Genomic DNA, 24,865 nt, shown 5'->3' with positions numbered 1-24,865 from the left:
CAAAAAAGAAATACTAAGATTCTTTACCTAATGGTGGCACTTCACGCCCCATTCTTGCGTAGAACTCAGCAACGAACTCTTCAAAACGGTCTTCATCAATAGATTGACGAATGTCTGACATGATTCGTTGGTAGAAACGCAGGTTATGGATAGTGTTCAGTCTTGCACCTAGGATTTCATTACAGCGATCCAAATGATGTAAGTAAGACTTACTGTAGTTCTTACAAGTGTAACAGTCACAATCTGAATCTAGTGGTGTTGTATCGGTTTTATGCTTCGCATTACGGATCTTGATCACACCTTCAGTCACAAACAAGTGGCCGTTACGTGCATTTCGCGTTGGCATAACACAGTCAAACATGTCGATACCACGACGAACACCTTCAACTAAGTCTTCAGGTTTGCCTACGCCCATTAGGTAACGTGGCTTATCTTCAGGTAGTTGAGGACATGTGTGCTCAAGAATACGGTGCATGTCTTCTTTTGGTTCGCCTACTGCTAGGCCGCCAACAGCGTAACCATCAAAACCAATTTCTGTTAGGCCTTTAACGGATACATCACGAAGGTCTTCGTATACGCCACCTTGAACGATACCGAATAGTGAGTTCGGGTTTTCTTGCTTATCAAAGTGATTGCGTGAACGCTGAGCCCAACGAAGAGACATCTCCATTGAGTCTTTCGCTTCTTTATGCGTCGCAGGATAAGGCGTACATTCGTCAAAAATCATTACGATGTCTGAACCTAGATCCTTTTGGATTTCCATCGACTTTTCAGCGTCCATGAAAATCTTGTCACCGTTTACAGGGTTACGGAAGTGAACCCCCTCTTCAGTGATTTTACGCGTAGCACCTAGGCTGAATACTTGGAAACCGCCTGAGTCAGTCAGAATCGGGCCTTTCCAGTTCATGAAATCGTGCAAGTCACCGTGCAGTTTCATGATTTCTTGACCAGGGCGTAACCATAGGTGGAACGTATTTCCTAGTAAGATTTCAGCACCTGTGTCTTTCACTTCTTCAGGAGTCATGCCTTTAACCGTACCGTAAGTACCTACTGGCATGAATGCTGGTGTTTCAACGCTACCACGTTCAAACTGAAGTTGACCACGACGTGCGCCGCTGTTTGTTTTTTTAAGTTCGTATTTTAATTTCACGAAGCCTCCAAGATGCCAGAGAAACAATCTGACTGATAATTCAGAACCTTAAGCTAAACATAAGTTCAATCTAGCGAGTTCTATGAGGAGCGGTCGCGTATTCCTTGCGAGAGATTAGACAGTGACCTGCCCGACTCCTAGCCTACTGCTAGCACCCGTAAATATTTTGTATCAAATGGTGAATCTATTAACTCACCAAACTTTGAGCTTTAAGATCAAGGCTTTAAATTATGCTATTTTCTTGTTGATGAACATGGCATCGCCGTAGCTGAAGAAACGATATTCGCTCTTCACTGCGTGATCGTATGCGCCCATCACATTGTCATAACCCGCAAATGCACTCACCAACATAATCAGTGTTGATTCTGGTAAGTGGAAATTGGTAATCAAGCAATCCACTAGCTGATATTCATAGCCAGGGAAGATGAAGATTTCTGTATCACCAAAGAAAGGAACGAGCTCAGTGCCTTTCTTCAGTGCGTCTTGCGCTGCACTTTCTAATGAACGCACAGAGGTTGTACCAACGGCAATGATACGTCCGCCACGAGCTTTTGCAGCCGCTACGGCATCAACCACTTCTTGCGGCACTTCAACGTACTCTGCATGCATGTGGTGATCATTGATGTTGTCCACTTTAACGGGCTGGAATGTGCCAGCACCAACGTGGAGTGTCACGTAAGCAAACTCAACACCTTTTTCTTTCATGTCAGCCATTAACTTGTCATCAAAATGAAGGCCAGCTGTTGGCGCAGCAACTGCACCTGGCTTTTCATTATAGACAGTCTGGTAGCGCTCTTTATCGGCGTCTTCGTCTGGACGATCAATATAAGGCGGTAATGGCATGTGACCGACGTTGTTTAGAATATCTAAAACGCTTTGATCGGATGTGAAATGAATTTCAAATAACGCATCATGACGCGCCACCATTTCAGCTTCATACTCATCGTTCTCACCAAGGAACAACTTCGTGCCCGGCTTAGGTGATTTAGAACAACGAACATGCGCCAGAATGCTTTTCTCATCCAACATACGCTCAACAAGCACTTCAAGCTTACCACCTGATGCCTTGCGACCGAATACGCGAGCAGGAATAACACGAGTGTTATTGAAAACGACAAGATCGCCTGGTTCAACCAAGTCTAAAACGTCTTTAAACGAACCATCAGTTAAGTTGCCATTATTACCGTCTAATTTAAGCAAACGGCTTGCTGTACGCTCTTCTTGAGGGTAACGAGCAATGAGTTCATCTGGTAGGTCAAAGTGAAAATCTGAAACTTGCATGTGTCTAATCTTGTCTTAGTTGATGAGGTTTGTATCGTTGACGAATCATAAATCGCTGCCGCTAATAAACCGTTACCGTAAGAAAATAGCTACCGTAAACAGATCGCAGGCGCGACTAAAAATTTCGCAGTGGGCTAGTATAGGCACACGAGCCGCAATAGCAAGGTTTACAGCACTGGATTATTGTAGAGAGGCGAAAAATAATGCTAACGATTTACCTCTTAAAGTTTGAGAATTAGTTGCATAAAACTCCCCCAAAATGCGTCAGATCTCAGTTATTTTTTGGATAAAAAACTATAGTCATAGCAACAAATTAAAAAAGAAGGAGGTTCGTATGATCAAGGTTGAAGATATGATGACTCGCAACCCTCATACCCTATTGCGCTCACACTCACTGGCCGATGCTAAGCACATAATGGAAGCGCTTGATATGCGCCATATCCCAGTCGTTGATGCCGACAGAAAGCTACTTGGCGTCGTCACACAACGAGACGTTCTCGCCGCTCAAGAATCCAGCCTACAAAATATCCCACAAGCTCAATCTTTTACTCTCTCAACACCACTCAGCGACATCATGCACAAAAGCGTTATGTCGGTAGAGCCGCGTGCAGGATTAAAAGAGTCAGCTATCTATATGCAGAAACACAAAGTGGGTTGTTTACCTGTCGTAGAAAACTACGAATTAGTGGGGATCATTACTGATAGCGACTTCGTAACCATCGCGATTAACTTGCTAGAGCTACAAGAAGAAGTAGAGCCGGAAGAAGCGGAAGTGGAGTAATGCTCGGAAGCTATAGAAAGAGCCTCATAAAACTATTAGGCTCAATATTAGGTAACTTTAATCGATAGAAATGCACTGCCGCTTACCCCGTAACTCATTACAATAAACAACCAATCCGCACACCATATCAAATATAAAACAAGTTGAATAATATATTTATGAGATTTATATTACCCGCCATATACAACCACCTCCGTAATAAAGTGAAAAAATCATATTTATCAATAGGCTTGATGCAGAGGTTATAACGAATTCAGCTCCTGTCATTGCTTGTATCACTGTTGTTATATTCACAGTAGAGAATGTAGCTACTTCTTCAGGAGTGTTGGAAACTTATATAAAAGCAATTGACGACCATTCATTTGGTCCACTTAATGTTTCGGAGAATATACTGGCATCTCATTATGAGGCGCCCAAAAAGTTACGGTTCTTGAGAGTACAAATGAAAGTATCAAACTATAAATATTCAATAATATGCCTAGTAATCATCACTGTATGCAGTTACCCATTCATAAAGGGCACGAATGTACTTTGTTAATTTGATGTAAACAAAACCGAAGCTCTGTAATCTTTGTCCCATACCGCTTTATTCATCTTCCTGGGTACTGACAAGTTCCCTTCGGATTTTCTAAACAAGTTCTGAACAAAACGTCTGCAACAAGCCATATTTAGTGCTGAATCTCCAGCATAAATACATTGTTCATCTTCTTTGAAAATAACGTCCAACGCCCAGTGCTGCTGGTTCTCGATGTGCCAGTGTTTTCTGGTCGCTTGTAAGGCTAACTCTAACGACAAGTGATCTGTGCAAATATAATACGATGTTTCATAACTTCCTTTCCCTTTGACACTTCTATCTCTCACCACTGCAACAACACTTTTAACGACAGACCACTTTTCTCTGAGTGCTTCACTGAAGGCTGCTGGGAGAACGTAAACCTCACGAACCTCTTTTCTGCCATGCCCTTTATCTTCGGTGATGTATGACTCTTGTTTATCTTCAGGCAAAGACCAATAGTCTTGGAATTGTGCATCCACTTCTGCAAGCAAACTGGGCTGATTCAGTTTGACTTGCACTAAGAAATCGCCACCTTTATCAACCACTTTATTCAGAGTTTCAACCTGACAATGCAGGGCATCAGCCGTTAATAGACATCCTTTTATATCTAAAGTATCTAACAGGTTTTTTATCGCTGTTAGCTCCGTCCCTTTGCCTTTACAGGGTTGATGTGTGAGGGTCAAACCTTCATCAACATCGAATGCCGAGACCATATAAAGGGGGTTATCTTGTTTGTTTGCTTTAGCACCTTTTAGTACCTTCCCGTCAACACTGATGATAGGTTGAGCATGCCTCTCTCTATGCAAATTAACCCAGCCCACCATAGCTTCTAAGAGTGTTTCAGGAACAATAGTCCTCATAATTGCTGCAATATTATGACGAGTAGGAAGGCCATTTTCGTAGGGGAAATACTCACGTAACCAGTCGATATTTCCTTCACCAAAATCCTTGATATCCGTCCACTTGTTTTGACCACAAAGCATGGCTGTTATGACAACAAAAGCGACTTCTATAACAGGGTAGACTTGGTTGATGTGCGAACGGTATCTTTCACTTTTTTTAGCTGTTCAATGATAATCATGCGAGTTTCTCATATTTTTTATTTCATGATCTGATCGTGACTATCAGGAAAAGTTCCAATTGAAAATAAAGTTATTTATTTTCAATAACTAAAGTTCGATCCCGCCCTTCCCATTCATATACTTCCCTTCGGGGGAGTATGATTCAGATAGAGTTTACTTTGTTACTGTACTAAGCTCAATTTTTATGTTTTTTCTCTTAGTGTTTACCGTGGCACAGTTAGCACTGATAATAAAAAATAGGATGATAAGTGCCAAACTAAAAATCATAATATGGGTATTTATTTTATCATAGCCATATCACTATCTACTTTTTATTACTTTAAGGTTGAAGAGTATAAAGAAACAAGCACTAGTCACGTATATTGCGGGGCAATATTAAAGATGAGAAGTTCTGTAGGGCTTTTAGAAAAGTTTGCGCTTTCACAGGAAAAATGCGGCAACGGATTATGAAAAATTTATTTCCATTTTTAAAATTTTCTTTTTTTATGATAGGCTATGCTGTTGTATCTTTTGCACTTTATGAAGTTGTTGGAGATACATACAAATTCTGGACATCTGGCATAGAAAAACAAGCAAAAGTAATACAACTTGATCATATTAACGTCCATATGAGAGGGTTAAAAACCTATTACTATCTATTAGATATAGAGGGAAAGCGCTCTGTACATAAGTTCAATTTTGAATTGATAGAGAAGTGATACTATAATGTATTATCTATCAACGATGGGGGAAAAATAATACTAGTAAATAAAAATAGTAGCCTACTTGATGTTTATTTATCCTTGTTTGGAACACTTCCTGCTTATATGAGTATTGCAGTGCTTTTTTATTTACTTTATGGAGCTTTAAAGTCTCATTTAACAAGACCTAGAAATCCATACGATTAAACATAATCGTATGGATTTATTCAAACATGGCAATCAAGTACTGTTGTTAAGGTGACTAACTTTAAGCAATTCAGACACCACATCGGCTAACTGGTGGAAATGACGAGACGGCTAGCGACGAGTCTGTATAAATTTAATTAAATATTATTTAAACAGCTCATCTGGGGCTGTCATATACCTACACAGGAAAAGATATGAAACTACGCAAGCACAAACAAGCTATTAGGTTTACGATTATATTATTAATCAGTTCTTACCCTATATTATACTTCCCACTCGGATCTTATAGAACCGATAAAATATATCTCTTATCAATACTACTTACTCCTGCTTTCTTTTGGGCTTTTTTCATAAGTATAGTTCAATTAAAATTAATATTTAAAACAAAGAAAGATCATATTAGAATGAAAGATAAAACTTCATATGTTTTACTTTCTATATCGTTCATGCTTTCTTTTCTATATTATTTAAAAATGGAAGATTATAAAAAAAACAGCCCAACTCATGTATACTGCGGCCCAGATCTAGAAGAAAAAAGCTCGCGTGGTATATTTGAAAAATTCGCTATCACTGAAGAAATATGTAATGAATAAAAATACCATTAAATACTAAAGGTTATATAAAGCCGTCATTCCGCAGCCAATTCTAGATTTTAATTAGTGTGATCCCACGATCATTTATCAATAATGATTGCAGTTGAGACTTGACGCAGATCCCCCGTTTTGATCTATTACTTTTATTTGCCGGTAACTTGCGATGTCTGCTCCTCAACCTGTCATAAAACGCTTAGATCATCTTGGATTAATCGCTGCATTCTGTCATGAGATTGATTTACCCGGGCTTATCGACCGCATAATTCCTAAGTATTCAGAGCATAATGTCTCACACGGTGATGCCGTTCTAGCCATGATTTTGAACGGTTTGGGCTTCCATAGTCGAACATTGCATATGTTTTCTGACTTTTTCGAGACAAAGCCAATATCAAAGCTGCTTGCTAAAAACATAGAAGCGCACCACTTAACTGATGATGTTCTTGGGCGCACATTAGATGCTTTATTTGAAGCTGATGTATCTATTTTATATCAAGTTATTGCAGAGCATACCGTTGAAAAATTGGGCCTCAAGACAGAGTCTGTCCACCTTGATATAACGAGTTTCCATGTTGATGGTGAATATGCTCAATCAGCAGAGGATGACATTAATTCTATTCAACTCGTCAAAGGTTATAGTCGAGATCACCGACCTGAATTGAATCAGGTTGTCCTTGAATTAATTTGTGAAAATCAAGCAGGGCTCCCTGTTTATATGCAGGCTCTCAGTGGAAACACGAACGATGCAAAAGCATTTGCAGAGGTCACTAAGCGCCATATTCACTGTCTTAAAGCCGCGCAAAATAGTCGTTACTTTATTGCTGATGCAGCTTTATACACGTCAGACAGTATTTGCTCACTTGATGAACAAAAGCAGAAGTTCATTACACGCGTCCCAATGACCATTAAAATGGCCAAACAAGCTCTACTGGCATTATCGCCAGCGCAATTAGAGCCTATCGGTAATGGTTATTCGGGGCACTGGATTGAATCTGATTATGGCAACGTGAAGCAGCGATGGTTGTTAGTGAACAGCGAGCAAGCGACAAAGCGAGAAGAAGCCACTTTTTATAAAAATTTGGATAAAAATCTGACCAAAGAGCTTAAATCTCTAGCTCAATTAGCTAAGAAACAATTTGCCTGTGCGACTGATGCACAAAAGGCTATGAGTGAATTTCAGAGTCAATGCCAACTGTTGAGTTTCGAGCAAAGTGAGATACGGCAAGTGCCCGAGTTTGCTGGCCGAGGGCGCCCTAAAAAAGATGAGGTTCCAACTGGATACCACTACAAAATTGAAGCAAATCCGTTCACTGATTTAGAAAAAGTAAAACTCGCGAAGCTTAAAGTTGGTATGTTCATTCTTGCGACCAATGATACTGAAAGTACCGATCTCGATATGGCTGCGTTACTGGAACACTACAAGTCACAACAGAAAGTCGAGCGAGGTTTTCGCTTCCTTAAAAGCCCTGAGTTTTTAACATCATCTATCTTCTTAAAAAAACCACAACGCATCGAAGCTTTACTCATGATAATGACCTTAAGCCTAATGGTTTATGCTGGACTCGAGCATAAGATACGTGAAGAGTTGGCTGTTACTGAAGAATTTTTTCCAAGCATGGTTAAGAACAAAACCACATCTAAGCCAACTGCTCGCTGGGTGTTTTTAAAATTTGAAGGGGTCGATACACTTGAGTTCGGCGAACAATGGTTTATCACCGGCATTCAAGACCATCAGAGGAGATTGCTTCAATTGCTAGGTAAGCTATATGAAGCAATTTATTCCTAAATGAGGTGCGGAATGTCGGATAAAGCAATGGATCCTTTAAATATAATGCTTAGATTTATTGCATTAAAATGTTTATATGCCGTATTAAAATACCACCAGTTTACAAAAAATAGTTAAGTACGAGCCTTACCCTGCCACTATGCAAGGTAGGGTGAATACATCTATAACTAAGAGCACTTATTACAACAACTCAGACACCACATCAGCAAGTTGATGGAATGTTTCGCGACGTGATGAGCTTGGTCGCCAAACAAGGCCTATGTCTCGATATGCCTGTTGGCCTGGCGGGTCGATCACCACCAAGTTCTGATTTTCCAGTAAACCGTGGTCGATGGCCATCTGCGGAATAAAGGTGGTTCCTAAACCATTGGCCACCATTTGCACCAATGTATGTAGGCTTGTCGCGGTGAACGGGTTGATCTTCTCTTTGTCGGTTAACTTACACGCTGACACCGCGTGCTCGGTTAAACAGTGTTCGTTCTCTAACAGAAATACAGACTCGTCAGGCAAGTCATCGTATTTAATCGGGACACGAATACCATCTGCTTGATTACGACTGATCACCATACGGAAAGGGTCTTGCCCAACCACTTTGCTCTCCATGTTGTCGATATCGACAGGCAGAGCCAGAATCAACACATCCAACTCACCATGACGCAGTGCAGCTAATAAGTTGGTCGTCGTGTCTTCACGCAATAGTAAATTTAGCTGCGGGAAACGATGGTTGGCTTCTTGAACCAAATCACACAAAAGGAATGGCGCTATGGTAGGGATACATCCTACTCGCAACTGGCCTTGCATTGCATCCCCATTACATAGGTTTCCGAGTTCAACCAAGTCTTGCCCTTTCGCCAATAACTCTCGGCCATGCTTCAACACCAGCTCCCCCGCTTGCGTGAAAACGAGCGGGCTCTTTTTATCTTTCTTCTCGTAAAGAGGACAACCGATCAGATCTTCTAGATTTTGGATACCTTTACTTAGCGTAGATTGACTCACGAAACAGCGATCAGCGGCATCACTAAAGTGACGAGTTTCGTGAAGAGTAACAAGATAGTGAAGTTGCTTAAGACTTGGCCATTTATTCATGAAATTCCTTTGTAATATGAGTAGGATAAGTTACACGAAGGTCCTAAGACCTGAGAAAAGGACAAAGAATAAGCTTATCGCTTTTTTCGATGAACTTAATCTATTTAATTCGCTTTTTTCTATAGTACCGATTGTACTATAGTTTGTCGCGTAGAAACGGAGCCCAAACAAAGATGTGTTGGGCCAACTAATTTTTTAGGAGATTCCAAATGGTACTAGTAGGTCGTCAAGCCCCTGACTTTACTGCAGCAGCTGTTCTAGGTAACGGTGAGATTGTTGATAACTTCAACTTCGCAGAATTCACTAAAGGTAAGAAAGCGGTTGTTTTCTTCTACCCACTAGACTTCACTTTCGTTTGTCCTTCAGAGCTAATCGCTTTCGACAACCGTCTAGAAGATTTCCAAGCTAAAGGCGTTGAAGTAATCGGTGTTTCTATCGATTCACAATTCTCTCACAACGCATGGCGTAACACTGCTATCGCTGACGGCGGTATCGGTCAAGTTAAATACCCTCTAGTTGCTGACGTTAAGCACGAGATCTGCAAAGCATACGATGTTGAGCACCCAGAAGCAGGCGTTGCTTTCCGTGGTTCTTTCCTAATCGACGCTGACGGCCTTGTACGTCACCAAGTAGTTAACGATCTTCCGCTAGGTCGTAACATCGACGAAATGCTACGCATGGTAGACGCACTAAACTTCCACGAGAAGAACGGTGAAGTTTGTCCTGCACAATGGGAAGAAGGCAAAGCAGGTATGGACGCATCACCAACAGGTGTTGCTGCGTTCCTATCTGAGCACGCTGACGACTTAAGCAAGTAATTACATTCTTAAGCCCGACTCAACACGGGTGAATGGTTGGATGACTCTCTATAGAGAGAAATAAAGCATAAGCTATAGCGCAAAGCGCATCGCCAATCAGTTATGAAGTAAAGTCTTATTCAAAGCCCGAAGTTAACGCTTCGGGCTTTTTGCATCTATTGCTTCAATAATGATTTATTGCTTGCTTATATCCACAGTGAATAGGGGTAACCGCAAAGCCAAACTTTACCTCTATTTTCCTCTATCGCTACCTATTCATAATCGTCTCAAGATTGCTATGATTTCATCAGTACCTCTTAGAACGAGTCAATATGATGAATACCGAAATTGAAGTCTGTATCGATAACTTAGAATCTTTACACAACGCGCTGTCTGGCGGCGCAAATCGAATTGAGCTTTGCTCTTCACTGGCACTTGGCGGGTTAACTCCAAGCTTCGGAATGATGAAGCAAGCTGCTCGCATCTCATCAGTTCCCGTGTATGCAATGATTCGCCCGAGACAAGCTGACTTCATATTCGATAATGACGATATGATGTGCATGCTCGATGATATCCAAGCCGCTGCCGATGCTGGTTTAGATGGTGTGGTATTGGGAGTGCTTACCGCTCAAGGTGAAATAGACATGGTTGCGATGCAAACTCTCGCAACCAAGGCTCATCAACTCAAACTAGGCATCACCTTCCACCGAGCAATCGATCAACTTCAGGATTATAGAGTCGCACTAGAGCAAATCATCGCACTTGGATGTGAAAGAATTCTAACGTCGGGGCTTGCTGTTAATGCTGAGCATGGTATCAATGTCTTGGCTGATATGGTTAAACAGGCCGATAGCAGAGTCGACATCATGGCAGGGGCTGGCGTCAACGCAACGAATGCGAAAATGATTAAAAGCACCACCCAAGTACCTGCACTTCACCTTTCCGGTAAATCGACAAGACCGAGCCTAATGGAAAGCAATTCGAATGCTCAAATGGGGAGTGATGATATTGATGATTATCAGATACCAGTAACGGATGCTAGCAAGATATCCAGAGTGAGAGGAGCCCTCATCGATAAAGGGCTGACGTAAAAAATAAAATTAGCTAGGATCGATGAATACGTTACTTTAAAGCGTCATCTAAGCTTTGATCACCAAGGTGACGAACATCTTTGCCTTTCACGAAATAGATGATGTATTCACAAATATTCTGACAACGATCGCCTACTCGCTCAATCGCCCTTGCAGACCACATCACTTGTAAGATGTTAGGAATGTTCTTAGGGTCTTCCATCATGTACGTCATCAATTGACGAATCACGGCTTCGTATTCAGCATCAAGCTTGTCATCTAACTTATGTACTTCTGCCGCGGCATCTACATCCATTCGTGCAAAGGCATCCAAAACCTGATGAAGCATAGTGATCGCTTGTCGACAGAGTGGTTCTAAAGAGACGTGGAATTTCTGCTCTTTCGTCGAAGGGGTTTCTATCGCGCCATAAGCGATTTTAGAGGCAACATCGCCAATACGTTCTAGGTCAGTAATGGTTTTGATTATCGCCATAATCAAACGTAGATCTTTTGCTGTCGGCTGACGCTTTGCAATAATACGAGTACATGCTTCATCGATTGAAACTTCCATCGCATTCACTTTGTGGTCATCACGAATCACTTTTTTGGCCAGTTCCGCATCATCTTTATGAAGCGCTTGCATCGCAAAGGACAACTGCTGCTCTACCAGCCCACCCATGGTTAATACGTGGGTACGGATAGATTCCAATTCGACATTAAACTGTCCTGAGATGTGGCGACCAAAATGCATGTCAGCTCCTTAAAAGAAATGAATAAAGTCATTTATTTAAGAGTGACTTAGCTCTAGATGGCACGAACTTAAACGTTAACCATATCTACCTGTAATGTAGTCTTCTGTTTGATTTTTCAATGGCGAAGTAAATATAGAATCAGTATCTGAGTACTCGATCAACTTACCCATATGGATAAAAGCGGTGTGGTCACTCACGCGAGCAGCCTGCTGCATGTTATGAGTCACAATAACAACGGTATATTGAGTTTTCAGTTCGTTGATCAACTCTTCAATCGTCAATGTCGAAATTGGATCGAGTGCCGATGTCGGCTCATCCAACAACAATACCTCCGGCTCAATCGCAACCGCACGAGCAATCACCAAGCGCTGCTGTTGACCACCAGATAAACCAAAGGCATTTTCATGCAATCGGTCTTTAACTTCATCCCATAACGCAGCCGCACGTAGAGAACGCTCGACGGCGTCATCAAGATCTCGGCTATTGCTCACACCCTGTAACCTCAATCCATAAACTACGTTTTCATAGATAGATTTAGGAAAAGGGTTCGGGCGTTGGAATACCATGCCGACACGACGTCGTAGAGTCGCGACATCAACTTTAGGGTGATACACGTTCTTGCCATGAAGCTTCACTTTCCCAGAAACCTTACAGCCTTCAACTAAATCATTCATTCGATTAATGCAGCGTAGCAAGGTCGACTTACCGCAACCCGATGGGCCGATAAAAGCCGTCACCTGCCCTTTAGGGATCTGCATCGAGATATCATCAAGTGCTTGGCTCTCTTTATAGTAAAGATTCAGCCCTTCAATCGAGATAGCAATTTGCTCATCCTTCAGGTTGTGAACATCAAGTGGCGCTTGGTAACCCAAGGTTTCATTAATCGAGAACATCTAATCTTGTCCTAAGGTTCGGTATTTTTCACGTAAGTTATTACGGATATTGATTGCCGTTAAATTCAATCCGACGATAACGGTAACCAATAGAAATGAAGTCGCGTACACCAATGGGCGGGCCGCTTCTATGTTCGATGTTTGGAATCCAACATCGTAGATATGAAAGCCTAAATGCATGAACTTTCTATCCAAATGTATGTATGGAAATTGGCTATCAACCGGCAGGCTTGATGCTAATTTAACGACACCCACCAGCATCAATGGCGCTACTTCACCTGCCGCCCTCGCTATCGCCAATATTAAGCCAGTAATAATCGCAGGGCTTGCCATAGGTAATACAATGCGCCACAAGGTCTCAAACTGAGTGGCTCCCAGTGCTAGAGAGCCATGTCTCACCGCGCTAGGTATACGTGTTAAGCCTTCTTCCGTGGTGACAATAACAACGGGAAGAGTTAAGACAGCCAAGGTCAGTGCGGACCATAACAGTCCTGGAGTACCAAATGTCGGTGCTGGCAATCGCTCGGCATAAAACAAAGAATCGATCGAGCCACCAATGGTATACACGAAGAAACCTAAGCCGAATACGCCATACACAATCGACGGAACACCCGCCAAGTTAATCACCGCAATGCGAATCAAGCGTGTCAGTGCATTATTTTTTGCATACTCGTGTAAATAGATCGCGGCGATAACTCCAAGAGGCATCACCACAATCGACATCAATATTACGAGTAATACCGTACCGAAAATCGCAGGAAAAACACCACCTTCCGAGTTAGAATCTCGAGGATTTTCAGATAAGAACTTCCAAACCTGTTTACCCCAATGCACAACCTTTTCAGGGTATGACATGTTATTGGGGTACCAGTAATCAAGAATATGACTGAGCGATATCTCGACCTGCTTACCCGTCATATCTTTAACCAACAAGCTTTCCACATTTAACTGTGTTCTGAGGTGCTCGAGTTTAATCTCAGCATCACCAAGCTGACTGTTTAACTCAAGCTTAGTCTTAGTATAGGTTTTAAGATATTCATCACTAACCGACTCATTGAGCTCGAGTTTACGCTTTTCTAAACGCAGGTTTTCCAACTGCCAACTGATATTGCGAATTTCTTGGTTCACAACTCGTGACGTTTCTTCACGTAAAGTATCGGCAAACGCCAAGCCTTCTTGGAGTTTTTGGTCTATGTTGGTTTGGTATGTCCCTGAAGCCGTTTTAAAACCAACCGGTTTACCAAAGAAATAACCACCACGGCTGCGCTCGATCACAGCCCATTCTGACGGAGTGGTCGGTTCACGCAGGTTCACATCAAGTATTGAAACAAAATCGGCTGGGTAAAGCTCTCTATTAGCGACTTTGATACTTAAGCGCTGGATTAAACCTGTGGCAATATTTTGAGGCGACAGTAAGTCATGAGCTTGTGGCACTTGCTCTATCGGGATGTACTTTCGTTCGTAAAGTTGACCAATCAGCACATCTTGCTGAGAGACCGTTTCATCAAGATCCACAACTAACGATAGATCTTTAGAATCAACTTGCCATTGATAAAGAGGTGCAGGCCAAAAATAGGTTAAACCTTTCCAACCGATCAGCAGCATTAGGCCAAGTACTGAGAGCATACTAATACTCACCGCACCGCCAGTTAACCAGATCCAAGGGGAACCTGACTTAACCCAAGATAATAATGATTTGAGTTTGTTAAACATGATTCACCTGCCCTTTAACTGTATCAGCTAGGCAACACGCGCTTTCATGAAAGACACAAAACGATGATTCAGCCATATTAGCAAGACAATGAGGCATAACTTCAACACTACAAAGCACGATATTTATCTCTTAACCTTTGTCTTACCCACTCTGCTACAGAGTTTACTGCGAACGTGAAAATAAACAGCAACAGTGCCGCTAAGAACAGTAATCGGAAATGAGAACCGCCAACTTCTGATTCTGGTAATTCGACGGCAATCGTAGCAGAAAGCGTCCTCATTCCTTCAAGAATATTCCAATCCAAAATTGGAGTATTGCCAGTTGCCATCAACACAATCATGGTTTCACCCACAGCTCGTCCAAGTCCCATCATAACGGCTGAAAATATACCCGGACTTGCGGTGAGCAACACAACATAAATCAGAGTCTGCCACGCTGTTGCGCCTAGAGCTAATGAACCGTCCGATAAGTGTTTTGGTACAGAGAAAATCGCATCTTCTGCAATTGTAAAGATGGTAGGAATAACCGCAAAGCCCATCGCAAATCCAACCACCAGCGCATTACGTTGGTCAAAGTCGATGCCATAGCTAGCAAGGAAAGTACGTATGTCACCATCAAACAATAAGGCTTCAATACCGTTTCCGCCTGCAAATACCGTAATCACAGTAATGATTAATACCGGAATCAATATCAAGGCATGCCAACCATTAGCAAAACGGCTCGTGATGACTTTAGGTAAACAGAACCAAGCTAATCCGGTCAATAAAGTGCTTAATGGCAATATCACCATCAAAGAAAAAACAGCGGTGAGGTGCGTCTCTACAATAGGGGCGAACCAAAGGCCAGCCAGAAAGCCGATGATCACAGTCGGCAATGCTTCCATCAGTTCGATTGAAGGCTTAACCACTCTACGCATTCGAGGCGACATAAAGTAAGCGGTATAAATAGCGCCTAATACCGCCACAGGCACTGCAAACATCATCGCAAACAAGGCCGCTTTAATGGTGCCAAAAGTAATAGGGACTAGGCTGAATTTTTCTTCAAAATCGTCATTAGCGGACGTGGATTGCCAAACATACTGAGGTTCAGGGTAGCTCTCATACCACACCTTCTGCCACAACGATGAGAATGAAATCTGAGGATACTCATTGTCGACTTTAGCCACGCTGATTTCGCCATCAATAAGAGTCGCAAGATGCAGTTCATTAGCCGACATTGCCGCCAATTGTGGTGACTTATCAAATGCTCGCTCAAATAAAGAGAGCTTTTCACTGGTCGTATAATGGCTTTGCAATGTGCCATTTTTATAGAAGCTATAGAAACCTTTACGATAGGTATCTGGCAAGATAAATTGCACTTGTTCAGCAAGCTGGAAGTCTCGAATGTGTGTCAGGCTGCGCTGTTCATCTTTAAGCACATCAAACCACTGAGAAACCTGCCCATCTTCATGCGTCACCAATAGAGAATAGGCGCCCGACAACAAGTCGATGCTTTTCACTGAGTGTTTCGCATCATTCAAACTAAGGTCGATCACTTCGCGAACATTGAATCCAGTATCAGACAGCTTCAACACCGCTAGATCCGATTGAGATCTTAGGTATATCGTTCTTCCATCCGGTGTAACTAACAGTTGCTGCTGTAGACCTAACTTGTTCGATAACCACTGGCTGTTCTTAAATACATAGTCACCAGCAAGATCGCTTTGATACCACTTAACGATAACTCGTTGATCGCTTAACTGCGCCACCACGGTAATTCCACGCGCATTCTTAGAAAATGCGAACTGATCGATGATCGCTCCGTTCGCTTCGTCACTCTTCAAAAACGGTTCAGGTAATTCGATCCGTGTGATCTTAGGTTGTACAACGCTGTCCTTTTGAAGCACAGGCGCACTATACTCTGGATAAAAGAAGGTCATGTTGCTTGCGCTGTCAGCAAAAGCAAACCAGTTTTCAGATGGGGTGTTACGAGAGAATGCTATTGGGTCATCGACAACATCACGCTCAAAGTAAGACTGTGTATTTTGAGCGTCTAAATCCCAAAATTGCACTAAGCCGGACTTTTCGGTAGTAAAGGCATGTTGACCATATTCATCAACAGATAAAGCAATGGGCTGCTCAACATCAACGGTTTTAACGACTTGGCCGGTCTGAAGTCCAGTATCAGAAAATACCGGTAAAATGACCATAGCAAGGTAAACAAAGATCAAAACTAAACAAGCTAAAACACTGACACCGCCACATGTCACCGAAAAACGGACGAGACGATCTTTCAACCATCTTTTTTTGTCGCGCTCTTTCAATGAAAATTGGGCTGAAGCCATCTGTTTATCTACCTTTTTTTAGCTACTGACATAATATGTACGTTAGATGACAATTATATTACAAGTTACTTTAAACAACTGAAACTAATAACAAGTTTCTTCGTCATATTTCTTAAAATAAGATCATTGTTTTTGTGAATAGCCACGTTCTCACTTAAAGTAACAAACTCTATAACCAGCGCACAAGGAATAAGCATGACGATGGAAAAAGACTATGTTACTAAAGAACTTAGCTGGTTATCGTTTAATGAAAGAGTCCTACAAGAAGCCGCTGATAAGTCTGTTCCGTTGATCGAAAGAGTGCGCTTTTTAGGTATTTACTCCAACAATCTCGATGAGTTTTACAAAGTTCGCTTTGCTGACGTTAAACGAAAGATCATCCTTCAAGATCCACAACCCTCACCTCATTCACCGAAAACGTTATTAGCGCGAATGCAAAGTAAAGCAAGCGAGCTGGGTATTCGCTTTAATGAACTTTATAACGACTTACTGTTAGAACTGGCACGTAACCGGATTTTTCTCATCAATGAACAGCAAATCAGTGCAGAGCAAAGTGAATGGGTAAGAAAATACTTCAAAAAGAAAGTACTGCCACACCTAACGCCATTCCTGTTAAACGACGAAAGTCCATTACTCAACATTCTAAAAGATGAACAAAGCTATCTTGCCATCGATATACAGCATCAAGATAGCTCTCAATACGTGTTGCTCGAGATCCCATCAGAGAACCTTCCTCGTTTTGTGAAACTTCCTGACAACTCAGATTCACACCGTACGACTCTGATCTTATTAGATAATATAGTTCGGTTCTGTTTAGATGACCTGCTAAAAGGGTTCTTTGAATACGACTCTTTGAGCTGCTATGCGATTAAAATGACTCGCGATGCGGACTACGCGCTTCAAGAAGGGAATGACAGTAACATACTAGAGGCCATGTCATTAGGACTAGAGCAACGGCTCACAGCACTTCCTATTCGCTTAATTTACGAATCAGAAATACCTCCTGAAATGCTCGATTTTTTACGCAGAAAGCTCCAGCTATCCGACTATGACAGCGTCATTGCAGGAGGTCGTTACCATAACTTCAAACACTTTTCTGAGTTTCCAAGCCTCAGCCGTCGTGAATTGGTCCACCGCCCTTTACCGCCAATCAAATGCGCTCAGTTCGGCTGGTACCCCAACTATTTTGAGGCGATTAAAGCTCGCGATATCTTATTGCACTACCCTTACCACACCTTCGATCACATCACTGAACTCGTCAGGCAGGCGTCATTCGATCCTAAAGTAACGGTCATCAAAATAAATGTTTATCGTGTTGCAGAAGGTTCCAAACTACTCAGCTCAATTATTGATGCCGCGCACAACGGAAAAAAGGTGACAGTGGCTGTTGAACTTCAAGCTCGTTTTGATGAACAAGCTAATATCCAATGGACGAAAACACTTCAAAAATCCGGAGTAAAAGTCATCCATGGTATTCCAAGTTTAAAGGTGCACTCTAAGCTTCTACTGATCACAAGAAAAAATGGGAAAGCACTCGAGCATTATGCTCATATAGGGACTGGCAATTTTCATGAAGTGACCGCTCGTGTTTATACTGACTTTTCTCTGCTGACGGCACAAGAAGAGATCACACAAGAGGTTAAACAGGTCTTTAAATATATTGAAAGCCCATATCAAAAGTCTCAATTTAAACAGCTGATTGTTTCTCCCAAAAACACCAGAAAACGCCTGTATCAGTTGATTGATAACGAAATTAAGAATGCCACTGAGAACAAGCCAGCCAGCATAACCCTCAAGCTCAACAATTTAGTCGACCGAGAGATCATTGAAAAACTCTATCAAGCTAGCCAAGCCAACGTCACCATAAAAATGATCATTCGCGGCATGTGCTCCTTGGTTCCAGGAATACCAAACATCAGCGACAATATTGAGATAATTAGTGTGGTCGATCGTTTCCTTGAACACCCTAGAGTGATGATTTTTCATAATGATGGGAAACCTAAGGTATACATATCTTCCGCCGACTGGATGACTCGAAACTTTGACCATCGAATTGAAGTTGCAGCGCCGATCTTAGATCCCAAAGCCAAGCAAACGATCATCGACATCACAGAGTTTCACTTTGATGATTACAACAAAGCGAGAAACCTTGACCAGGCAATGAGCAACCTTTACTTAGCACCACCTTCAGAGCCGCTTGATTACTCGACGTCACAACTGGCGACATACCACTATATTAAACGTATAGAGAAGCACGCACGTAAGAAACACAAGAAAGAGAAAAAGTCATGCAGCTAATCGGTCATAAACGTTCAAGACGTATTGCCGCCATTGATTTGGGCTCGAACAGCTTCCATATGGTTGTCGCTCAGGTCTTTGAGCAGCATTTGCAATTAGTGAGTCGGCACAAACAAAAAGTCCGGTTGGGTGACGGGCTCGACGCTAGCCTACACCTATCAGAAAGTGCCATCCAACGTGGTTTAGACTGCCTTGAACTCTTTGCTGAACGACTGACCGATTTTGAACTCGATGATGTGAGAGTCGTTGCGACCCATACACTCAGGAAGGCAAAAAATTCCAGAGTTTTTCTGGAGAGAGCAAAGAAGGTTTTCCCCTTTCCGATAGAGATAATCGTAGGTAAGGAAGAAGCCAGACTCATCTACAACGGTGTAGAACATACTCAAGCCACCTCTAACAGTAAACTCGTTATCGACATTGGTGGCGGCAGTACAGAGGTCGTGGCTGGGCAAGGTTTTACACCAATAGCTATGCATAGCTTACCTATGGGGTGTGTCAATTTTACCCAACGCTTCTTCGCAGACAAAAATTTAACGCCTGAAAAATTCGCCATTGCTTGCACCGCAGCGAATCGTTTAATTGAGCCTGTAGTAAATGAATATCGCAATATCACTTGGGAGATCGCTTTCGGCTCTTCCGGCACTGCGAAATCAATACAAGAGGTCTTAATCGGATTAGGGTTTACTGACGGCTATATAACTCCACAGCGGCTTAGCTACCTCAAAAATCGATTATGCGAATTTGACACCTCTGATGACATCAACCTTTTAGGTTTGAGTGACGAGAGAAAGGCCGTATTTGCGGCTGGAGTTTCAATTCTATCTGCCGTCATCGACACTCTCGATATCAAGGATCTTCATTGGTCTGATGGCGCATTAAGAGAAGGAGTTCTTTATGATATGGAAGAAAGGTTTAAAGATATTGATATCCGCACTCGAACAGCCGAAACACTCATATCTCGCTATCACGTAGATTTAACTCATGGGGAAAGAGTAAAAAAACTAGCTGTCAACTTGTTGAAACAAGCTCAATCTCAAATCAAGATACCTGTGCATCGCGAGTTGTTTGATCTTGTGGGTTGGTCAGCACTGCTTCATGAGGTCGGGCAAAGTATCTCATTCCAAGGTTATCATCGCCATTCAGCTTACTTGCTTAAACATACGACGATGCCCGGTTTTAATGCTGAACAACAACGCTTGTTATCACTTTTAGCTCGCAATCAAAGAAAAGCCATTAAGCTTCGCGAGTTGCCAGATCTCTATCTGTTTACCAAAGACCAAGTAACACTACTCATTAGAGTTCTGAGACTGGCAATTATTCTCAACCGACAACGAAGCCAATCCCCAATCCCAGAGGTACACTTAAGGGTTGAGACAGGAGAGTGTTGGTCTTTGACCGGAAGTAATGTTGACTGGCTAACAAACCATCAGCTAATTAGCTACGAACTTGCAGAAGAGCAAGAACGCTGGAAAAGTATGGGTTGGACGTTAGTGTTAGATTAACCATAACAAAAATGAAAATAGCTTGCATTCACAAGCTATTAGGGCTTTATTATCATGGCTGATGGAGTACTTGTTTATCGTACTAAAACGACCTCATCATAGCCCTATCTTCGCTAACTCTTGCTCTGCGAACTCAGACGGTATCGCTAAGTAGCCATCCTTCTCTACCAGTTCTTGCCCTTGCTTTGAGAACACAAAAGTGAGGAACTCTCTCTCAACCGGAGAAAGCGGTTTATCTGGATGCTTGTTTACATACACATACAGAAAACGAGACAGTGGGTAATCGCCATTCAAGATGTTAGCTCTAGTAGGCTCGACATAATCGAAACCTTGTTCAGCGATCGGTATCAATTTCACACCGGCAACGCGATATCCAATTCCAGAATAACCAATACCACTAATAGAAGATGCCACGGATTGGACCACTGACGCCGAACCTGGCTGCTCATTAACTCGATTCTTAAAATCACCACCACACAAAGCATTTTGCTTGAAATAGCCGTATGTCCCTGAAACCGAATTTCGTCCAAACAGTTGGAATCGATGTTTAGCCCAAGGCTGGTCAATATCGAGATCTTGCCAACTATTGAGTGGTTTTGTTGCACCACAGCGTAATGTTTGGGAAAAAATACCATCGATCTGTCGAAAGTTAAGTCCTTCCACTGGGTTATCACGGTGTACAAATAAGCCTATGGCATCGATCGCAACTCGCAGTGCTGTCGGCTTATAACCATGCTCTCTTTCAAATGCCTCGACTTCTCGTAAGCGCATCGGGCGACTCATCGGCCCGAGATGCGCGGTACCTTCCGTTAATGCAGGAGGTGCAGTGGAAGAACCAGACGCCTGAACTTGAGCATTCACGTTCGGATAATAAGACTTAAACTCTTCAACCCATAACGTCGTCATTCCCGCTAAGGTATCGGAACCGACAGACAACAAGCTGCCAGAAATACCCGGAACTTTAGAGTAATCAGGAAGCGACTCTAAGCCCTGCTCCGCATAAGCGTAGTGAGTTATAGCCAATGCGAGCATAGAAACAATAGGAAGACGCATTGTGCGTATCAGCGCTTTCATTACACAGTCAATCGGCTTGGAAGTGTGAAATGGAAACGGCTACCAACACCGACTTCACTTTGAATTTCTAAGTGTGAGTCATGATGACTAAGTGCGTGTTTAACGATAGCTAACCCAAGGCCACTGCCACCCGTATCACGAGAGCGCGCCTTATCAACTCGATAGAAACGTTCTGTGAGTCGATGTAAGTGCTGAGGTTCTATACCATCACCGGTGTCTGACACATCCAAACACGCACCTTGACTGGTTTGATACCAACGAACCTTGACGGTTGCACCGGGCGGGGTGTACTTGACTGCGTTATAAACTAGATTCGATATCGCACTTCTCATTTGATCTTCATCTGCTAATACGCGTAGACTCTTATCAATATCAAATTCCAGCTTATGCTCACGATCTCCGCTTAGGCTAGCCGCTTCCTTTTCAAGAACTTCTAACATAGCAGGAACGTTAACCACTTCGTCCAATTCATGCATTGGCGCCGCTTCTATCTTAGAAAGTGTTAACAGTTGATTGACTAAACTGTTCATGCGATTCAATTGCTCAGTCATCACACCGTGAGCTTTAGTCCACATTGGACCAACAATCATGTCTGGGTCTTCCGTCATTTCAAGGTAACCTTGAAGTACGGTCATAGGAGTACGTAGCTCGTGAGAAACGTTAGCAAAGAAGTTCCGACGCATGCCTTCCAGTTGTTTAAGCTGAGTTACATCACGAACTACCATCAAGTGTTCACCTTCCGTATAAGGCACGATACGCAGCTCAAGCATACGTTCCACATTGAGTGGCGATGGCATTTCTAACGGCTCGGAGAAGTCTTGTTTATTGAGATACTTGATAAAATCAGGAGTTCGGATCAAGTTCGAGATAGGTTGACCTGAATCGTCTGGCCAGCGAAAACCCAGTAAGTATTGAGCAAGCTTGTTACACCAAACAATATTGCCTTCACCGCGAAACACCACAACGGCATCGGGAAGGGATTCTGCACCGTTTCTGAAACGACGGATAAGGTTGGTCAATTCTTTACGCTTGCGACGCTGTCTCTGCTGCATACGATAGATACCATTAAACAGAGACTCCCAGTTTCCAGAACCTGAAGGAGGTGTTAACCGCCTCTCATCCCACAACCATGTAGATAAACGCATTTGATTGTGCAGATGCCATGCTAACTGTAATACTGTTGCAGCCAGCAATAACCAAGGTAGATAACCGAATATCCATCCGACTATAATCCAAGGTGCGTAAAAAAAAGCCAGCTCCCAAGCTAGCTTTTTCCAGGTTAACTTTTCAACCATTAAGGACTCCGTAAACTGGGCAGCGAAGCCACATTAAGCCTTTGTAGAAAAACGGTAGCCTGCGCCGCGAACCGTTTGAATTAACTTATCATGATCAGCAGATTCAAGTGCTTTGCGTAGACGTCGAATGTGGACATCAACCGTACGGTCCTCAACGTAAACATTGGTGCCCCAAACGTTATTTAGCAGTTGCTCTCGGCTGTATACTCGCTCTTGGTGAGTCATAAAGAAATGCAGCATTTTGAACTCGGTTGGTCCCATATCAACTGGACCTTCGCTTGCTGTAACACGGTGAGATACAGGGTCTAATTTAAGCCCTTGAACATCAATCACATCTTCCAATGCCGTTGGTGTTACACGGCGAATAACCGCTTTCAGACGAGCGACCAACTCTTTTGGCGAAAATGGTTTGGTAATGTAGTCGTCTGCGCCAACTTCTAAACCGCGAACCTTATCTTCTTCTTCACCACGAGCCGTCAGCATCACCACTGGGATGTTGCGAGTTAACTCTTCACGCTTCATGTGCTTGATAAAGTTTATCCCGCTACCACCAGGTAGCATCCAATCTAGTAATACTAGATCTGGGAAAGGTTCACATAGCTTGTTTACCGCTGTATCGTAATCTTCAGCCTCTACTGCTTGGTAGCCTTTTTGTTCAAGTACAAAACACAGCATCTCACGAATGGGTGCTTCATCTTCAACGACCAGAATCCTTCTCGACATAATTGAGTAGCCTTAGTATTTAATCAACGCATTGCATTATCTGGTTTAATTATGACACTTTTGTGACCTTTGAAAACAAATTTTCATATAACTGTCTCAAACATTTCACTTTTAATTTTTATTGCAGGTATAAGACAAATGGATCGAAATCTCCTATGATGAGCGTCTTCAGATAAAGGTATGAGAAATATTTATGTGGTTTAAGAATTGCCTCGTCTATCGCTTTAATCGTGATATAGACTTCAACGCAGATAAGCTAGAGAAACAACTTGAAGAGTTCCGTTTTACCCCTTGTGGTAGCCAAGACAAACAGAAGTTTGGTTGGGTAAATGCGATGGGTAGACATGGTGATATGATGACGCATGTATCAGAAAACCGCATTCTCATCTGTGCAAAAAAAGAAGAGAAAATGCTGCCAGCTTCTGTGATCAAAGATTCATTGAATGCAAAAGTAGAAACGCTTGAAGCAGAGTCTGGTACTCCTCTGAAAAAGAAAGAGAAAGACAGCCTAAAAGAAGACATCATCATCGATCTTCTTCCTCGTGCTTTCAGCCGCAGTAACTTCACTTACGCACTGATCATGCCGAAAGAAGGCTTTATTGTTGTTGATGCTAGCAGCTACAAAAAAGCAGAAGACGTACTAGCATTACTACGTAAAACAATGGGTAGCTTGCCAGTAGTACCTGCTATTCCAGAGCAAGCAATTGATACGACTCTGACAGAGTGGGTGAAATCAGGTGACACACCTAAAGGTATCACTATGCTCGATGAAGCTGAGCTTAAATCAATCCAAGAAGACGGCGGTATTGTTCGAGTTAAGAAACAAGAACTAGAAGCTGATGAGATTAAAAACCACATCGAAGCCAACAAAGTTGTGACTAAACTTATGATCAATTGGCAAGATCGCATTGAGTTCATTCTTGCTGAAGATGGCAGCATCAAGCGCCTGAAATTCAGTGATGAACTAAAAGATGAGAACGACGACATTCCTCGTGAAGATCAAGCAGCACGCTTTGATGCAGACTTCTCACTGCTCTGTGGTGAATTCAGTGTTTTCCTACCAAACCTATTTGAATCATTAGGCGGGTTAACTCAACCTAACGCTTAATTGTTCCGATTTGAAGCTCAGGTGTCGACGATATCTGAGCTTATTCTCTTTCCTACTCCCGCTTATCAATACCTATCAACTCGCTTCTTAATACCATTATTATCTTTAGGGCTATCA

Annotated in this window: 19 protein-coding genes and 2 pseudogenes; 10 read left to right on the top strand and 11 right to left on the bottom strand. The window is 42.5% G+C overall.

Going from position 1 to position 24,865, the window contains the following annotated elements:
• Positions 1-13: 13 nt before the first annotated feature.
• A complete protein-coding gene (gene tgt, locus ACMAZD_RS03640; protein WP_004735086.1) occupies positions 14-1,150 on the bottom strand; it encodes a tRNA guanosine(34) transglycosylase Tgt in 1,137 nt (378 codons plus the stop codon).
• Between the two features lie 228 nt (positions 1,151-1,378).
• A complete protein-coding gene (queA, locus tag ACMAZD_RS03635) occupies positions 1,379-2,431 on the bottom strand; it encodes a tRNA preQ1(34) S-adenosylmethionine ribosyltransferase-isomerase QueA (protein WP_435248604.1) in 1,053 nt (350 codons plus the stop codon).
• A 334-nt stretch (positions 2,432-2,765) separates the two neighbouring features.
• On the opposite strand from queA, the gene ACMAZD_RS03630 reads away from it, so the two are divergent.
• A complete protein-coding gene (locus ACMAZD_RS03630; protein ID WP_435248603.1) occupies positions 2,766-3,212 on the top strand; it encodes a CBS domain-containing protein in 447 nt (148 codons plus the stop codon).
• 534 nt (positions 3,213-3,746) lie between these two features.
• Here ACMAZD_RS03630 and ACMAZD_RS03625 read toward each other — a convergent pair.
• A pseudogene (locus tag ACMAZD_RS03625) lies at positions 3,747-4,849 on the bottom strand (ISAs1 family transposase).
• Between the two features lie 98 nt (positions 4,850-4,947).
• Here ACMAZD_RS03625 and ACMAZD_RS03620 point away from each other — a divergent pair.
• The 4 genes and pseudogenes from ACMAZD_RS03620 (at position 4,948) to ACMAZD_RS03605 (ending at position 8,113) form a co-directional block, all read left to right on the top strand.
• Positions 4,948-5,300 (top strand): annotated as a pseudogene (locus ACMAZD_RS03620) (hypothetical protein).
• A complete protein-coding gene (locus ACMAZD_RS03615) occupies positions 5,297-5,548 on the top strand; it encodes a hypothetical protein (protein ID WP_435248602.1) in 252 nt (83 codons plus the stop codon). The pseudogene ACMAZD_RS03620 and the gene ACMAZD_RS03615 overlap by 4 nt, the downstream one beginning before the upstream one ends.
• A gap of 383 nt (positions 5,549-5,931) precedes the next feature.
• Positions 5,932-6,330: a hypothetical protein gene (locus ACMAZD_RS03610; RefSeq protein WP_435248601.1), complete on the top strand. Its 399-nt coding sequence runs from the start codon at positions 5,932-5,934 to the stop codon at positions 6,328-6,330.
• A gap of 163 nt (positions 6,331-6,493) precedes the next feature.
• On the top strand, positions 6,494-8,113 hold the full coding sequence (locus ACMAZD_RS03605) for an IS1634 family transposase (protein WP_435247103.1): 1,620 nt from the start codon (positions 6,494-6,496) through the stop codon (positions 8,111-8,113).
• A gap of 180 nt (positions 8,114-8,293) precedes the next feature.
• Here ACMAZD_RS03605 and ACMAZD_RS03600 read toward each other — a convergent pair whose 3' ends face one another.
• Positions 8,294-9,199 carry a hydrogen peroxide-inducible genes activator gene (locus ACMAZD_RS03600; protein WP_435248600.1) on the bottom strand — a complete coding sequence of 302 codons (906 nt, stop codon included), beginning with the start codon at positions 9,197-9,199 and terminating at the stop codon, positions 8,294-8,296.
• Between the two features lie 209 nt (positions 9,200-9,408).
• Here ACMAZD_RS03600 and ACMAZD_RS03595 point away from each other — a divergent pair, with 209 nt between their 5' ends.
• Together ACMAZD_RS03595 and ACMAZD_RS03590 are read left to right on the top strand one after the other, a co-directional pair.
• Positions 9,409-10,017 carry a peroxiredoxin C gene (locus tag ACMAZD_RS03595; RefSeq protein ID WP_435248599.1) on the top strand — a complete coding sequence of 203 codons (609 nt, stop codon included), beginning with the start codon at positions 9,409-9,411 and terminating at the stop codon, positions 10,015-10,017.
• A gap of 314 nt (positions 10,018-10,331) precedes the next feature.
• The gene (locus ACMAZD_RS03590) at positions 10,332-11,087 is read left to right on the top strand and encodes a copper homeostasis protein CutC (RefSeq protein WP_435249324.1); all 756 of its coding nucleotides are present in this window, start codon (positions 10,332-10,334) and stop codon (positions 11,085-11,087) included.
• A gap of 31 nt (positions 11,088-11,118) precedes the next feature.
• Here ACMAZD_RS03590 and phoU read toward each other — a convergent pair whose 3' ends face one another.
• The 4 genes from phoU to ACMAZD_RS03570 form a co-directional block, all read right to left on the bottom strand.
• Entirely contained in the window at positions 11,119-11,817 is a 699-nt protein-coding gene (phoU, locus tag ACMAZD_RS03585) for a phosphate signaling complex protein PhoU (protein WP_435248598.1), read from the bottom strand.
• Positions 11,818-11,892: 75 nt separating this feature from the next.
• Positions 11,893-12,711 carry a phosphate ABC transporter ATP-binding protein PstB gene (pstB, locus tag ACMAZD_RS03580; RefSeq protein ID WP_004735071.1) on the bottom strand — a complete coding sequence of 273 codons (819 nt, stop codon included), beginning with the start codon at positions 12,709-12,711 and terminating at the stop codon, positions 11,893-11,895.
• The gene (pstA, locus tag ACMAZD_RS03575) at positions 12,712-14,424 is read right to left on the bottom strand and encodes a phosphate ABC transporter permease PstA (RefSeq protein WP_435248597.1); all 1,713 of its coding nucleotides are present in this window, start codon (positions 14,422-14,424) and stop codon (positions 12,712-12,714) included.
• A 107-nt stretch (positions 14,425-14,531) separates the two neighbouring features.
• Positions 14,532-16,748, bottom strand: coding sequence for an ABC transporter permease subunit (locus tag ACMAZD_RS03570; protein ID WP_435248596.1), 2,217 nt, complete (start codon positions 16,746-16,748; stop codon positions 14,532-14,534).
• Positions 16,749-16,949: 201 nt separating this feature from the next.
• Here ACMAZD_RS03570 and ppk1 point away from each other — a divergent pair, with 201 nt between their 5' ends.
• Positions 16,950-19,046, top strand: coding sequence for a polyphosphate kinase 1 (ppk1, locus tag ACMAZD_RS03565; RefSeq protein ID WP_435249323.1), 2,097 nt, complete (start codon positions 16,950-16,952; stop codon positions 19,044-19,046).
• Positions 19,037-20,548 (top strand): exopolyphosphatase, encoded by a 1,512-nt coding sequence (ppx, locus tag ACMAZD_RS03560; RefSeq protein ID WP_435248595.1) that lies wholly within the window; start codon positions 19,037-19,039, stop codon positions 20,546-20,548. Before ppk1 ends, ppx begins: the two co-directional genes overlap by 10 nt.
• Before the next feature lie 96 nt (positions 20,549-20,644).
• Here the strand turns inward: ppx and ACMAZD_RS03555 are convergent, their stop codons facing one another.
• Genes ACMAZD_RS03555 through phoB form a run of 3 tightly spaced genes read right to left on the bottom strand, consistent with a single transcriptional unit; the run spans position 20,645 to position 23,640 of the window.
• Positions 20,645-21,601 carry a PstS family phosphate ABC transporter substrate-binding protein gene (locus ACMAZD_RS03555; RefSeq protein ID WP_435249322.1) on the bottom strand — a complete coding sequence of 319 codons (957 nt, stop codon included), beginning with the start codon at positions 21,599-21,601 and terminating at the stop codon, positions 20,645-20,647.
• A gap of 20 nt (positions 21,602-21,621) precedes the next feature.
• Positions 21,622-22,917, bottom strand: coding sequence for a phosphate regulon sensor histidine kinase PhoR (gene phoR / locus ACMAZD_RS03550; RefSeq protein WP_435248594.1), 1,296 nt, complete (start codon positions 22,915-22,917; stop codon positions 21,622-21,624).
• Between the two features lie 33 nt (positions 22,918-22,950).
• Positions 22,951-23,640, bottom strand: coding sequence for a phosphate regulon transcriptional regulator PhoB (gene phoB, locus ACMAZD_RS03545; RefSeq protein ID WP_435248593.1), 690 nt, complete (start codon positions 23,638-23,640; stop codon positions 22,951-22,953).
• Between the two features lie 193 nt (positions 23,641-23,833).
• Between phoB and rdgC the strand changes: the two genes are divergently transcribed.
• Positions 23,834-24,748, top strand: a complete 915-nt coding sequence (gene rdgC, locus ACMAZD_RS03540; protein WP_435248592.1) for a recombination-associated protein RdgC — start codon at positions 23,834-23,836, stop codon at positions 24,746-24,748.
• Positions 24,749-24,865: the final 117 nt, after the last annotated feature.

The organism is Vibrio sp. nBUS_14 (genome assembly GCF_051201655.1).
GTDB lineage: Bacteria > Pseudomonadota > Gammaproteobacteria > Enterobacterales > Vibrionaceae > Vibrio.
The sequence above is the reverse complement of the archived record's forward strand: the minus strand, read 5'-3'. Positions and strand labels throughout refer to the sequence as shown.

Coding starts and splice junctions, on each gene's coding strand:
- queA (WP_435248604.1), bottom strand. CDS start 2,431: ATGCAAGTTTCAGATTTTCACTTTGACCTACCAGATGAACTCATTGCT.
- ACMAZD_RS03630 (WP_435248603.1), top strand. CDS start 2,766: ATGATCAAGGTTGAAGATATGATGACTCGCAACCCTCATACCCTATTG.
- ACMAZD_RS03615 (WP_435248602.1), top strand. CDS start 5,297: ATGAAAAATTTATTTCCATTTTTAAAATTTTCTTTTTTTATGATAGGC.
- ACMAZD_RS03610 (WP_435248601.1), top strand. CDS start 5,932: ATGAAACTACGCAAGCACAAACAAGCTATTAGGTTTACGATTATATTA.
- ACMAZD_RS03605 (WP_435247103.1), top strand. CDS start 6,494: ATGTCTGCTCCTCAACCTGTCATAAAACGCTTAGATCATCTTGGATTA.
- ACMAZD_RS03600 (WP_435248600.1), bottom strand. CDS start 9,199: ATGAATAAATGGCCAAGTCTTAAGCAACTTCACTATCTTGTTACTCTT.
- ACMAZD_RS03595 (WP_435248599.1), top strand. CDS start 9,409: ATGGTACTAGTAGGTCGTCAAGCCCCTGACTTTACTGCAGCAGCTGTT.
- ACMAZD_RS03590 (WP_435249324.1), top strand. CDS start 10,332: ATGAATACCGAAATTGAAGTCTGTATCGATAACTTAGAATCTTTACAC.
- phoU (WP_435248598.1), bottom strand. CDS start 11,817: ATGCATTTTGGTCGCCACATCTCAGGACAGTTTAATGTCGAATTGGAA.
- pstB (WP_004735071.1), bottom strand. CDS start 12,711: ATGTTCTCGATTAATGAAACCTTGGGTTACCAAGCGCCACTTGATGTT.
- pstA (WP_435248597.1), bottom strand. CDS start 14,424: ATGTTTAACAAACTCAAATCATTATTATCTTGGGTTAAGTCAGGTTCC.
- ACMAZD_RS03570 (WP_435248596.1), bottom strand. CDS start 16,748: ATGGCTTCAGCCCAATTTTCATTGAAAGAGCGCGACAAAAAAAGATGG.
- ppk1 (WP_435249323.1), top strand. CDS start 16,950: ATGGAAAAAGACTATGTTACTAAAGAACTTAGCTGGTTATCGTTTAAT.
- ppx (WP_435248595.1), top strand. CDS start 19,037: ATGCAGCTAATCGGTCATAAACGTTCAAGACGTATTGCCGCCATTGAT.
- ACMAZD_RS03555 (WP_435249322.1), bottom strand. CDS start 21,601: ATGCGTCTTCCTATTGTTTCTATGCTCGCATTGGCTATAACTCACTAC.
- phoR (WP_435248594.1), bottom strand. CDS start 22,917: ATGGTTGAAAAGTTAACCTGGAAAAAGCTAGCTTGGGAGCTGGCTTTT.
- phoB (WP_435248593.1), bottom strand. CDS start 23,640: ATGTCGAGAAGGATTCTGGTCGTTGAAGATGAAGCACCCATTCGTGAG.
- rdgC (WP_435248592.1), top strand. CDS start 23,834: ATGTGGTTTAAGAATTGCCTCGTCTATCGCTTTAATCGTGATATAGAC.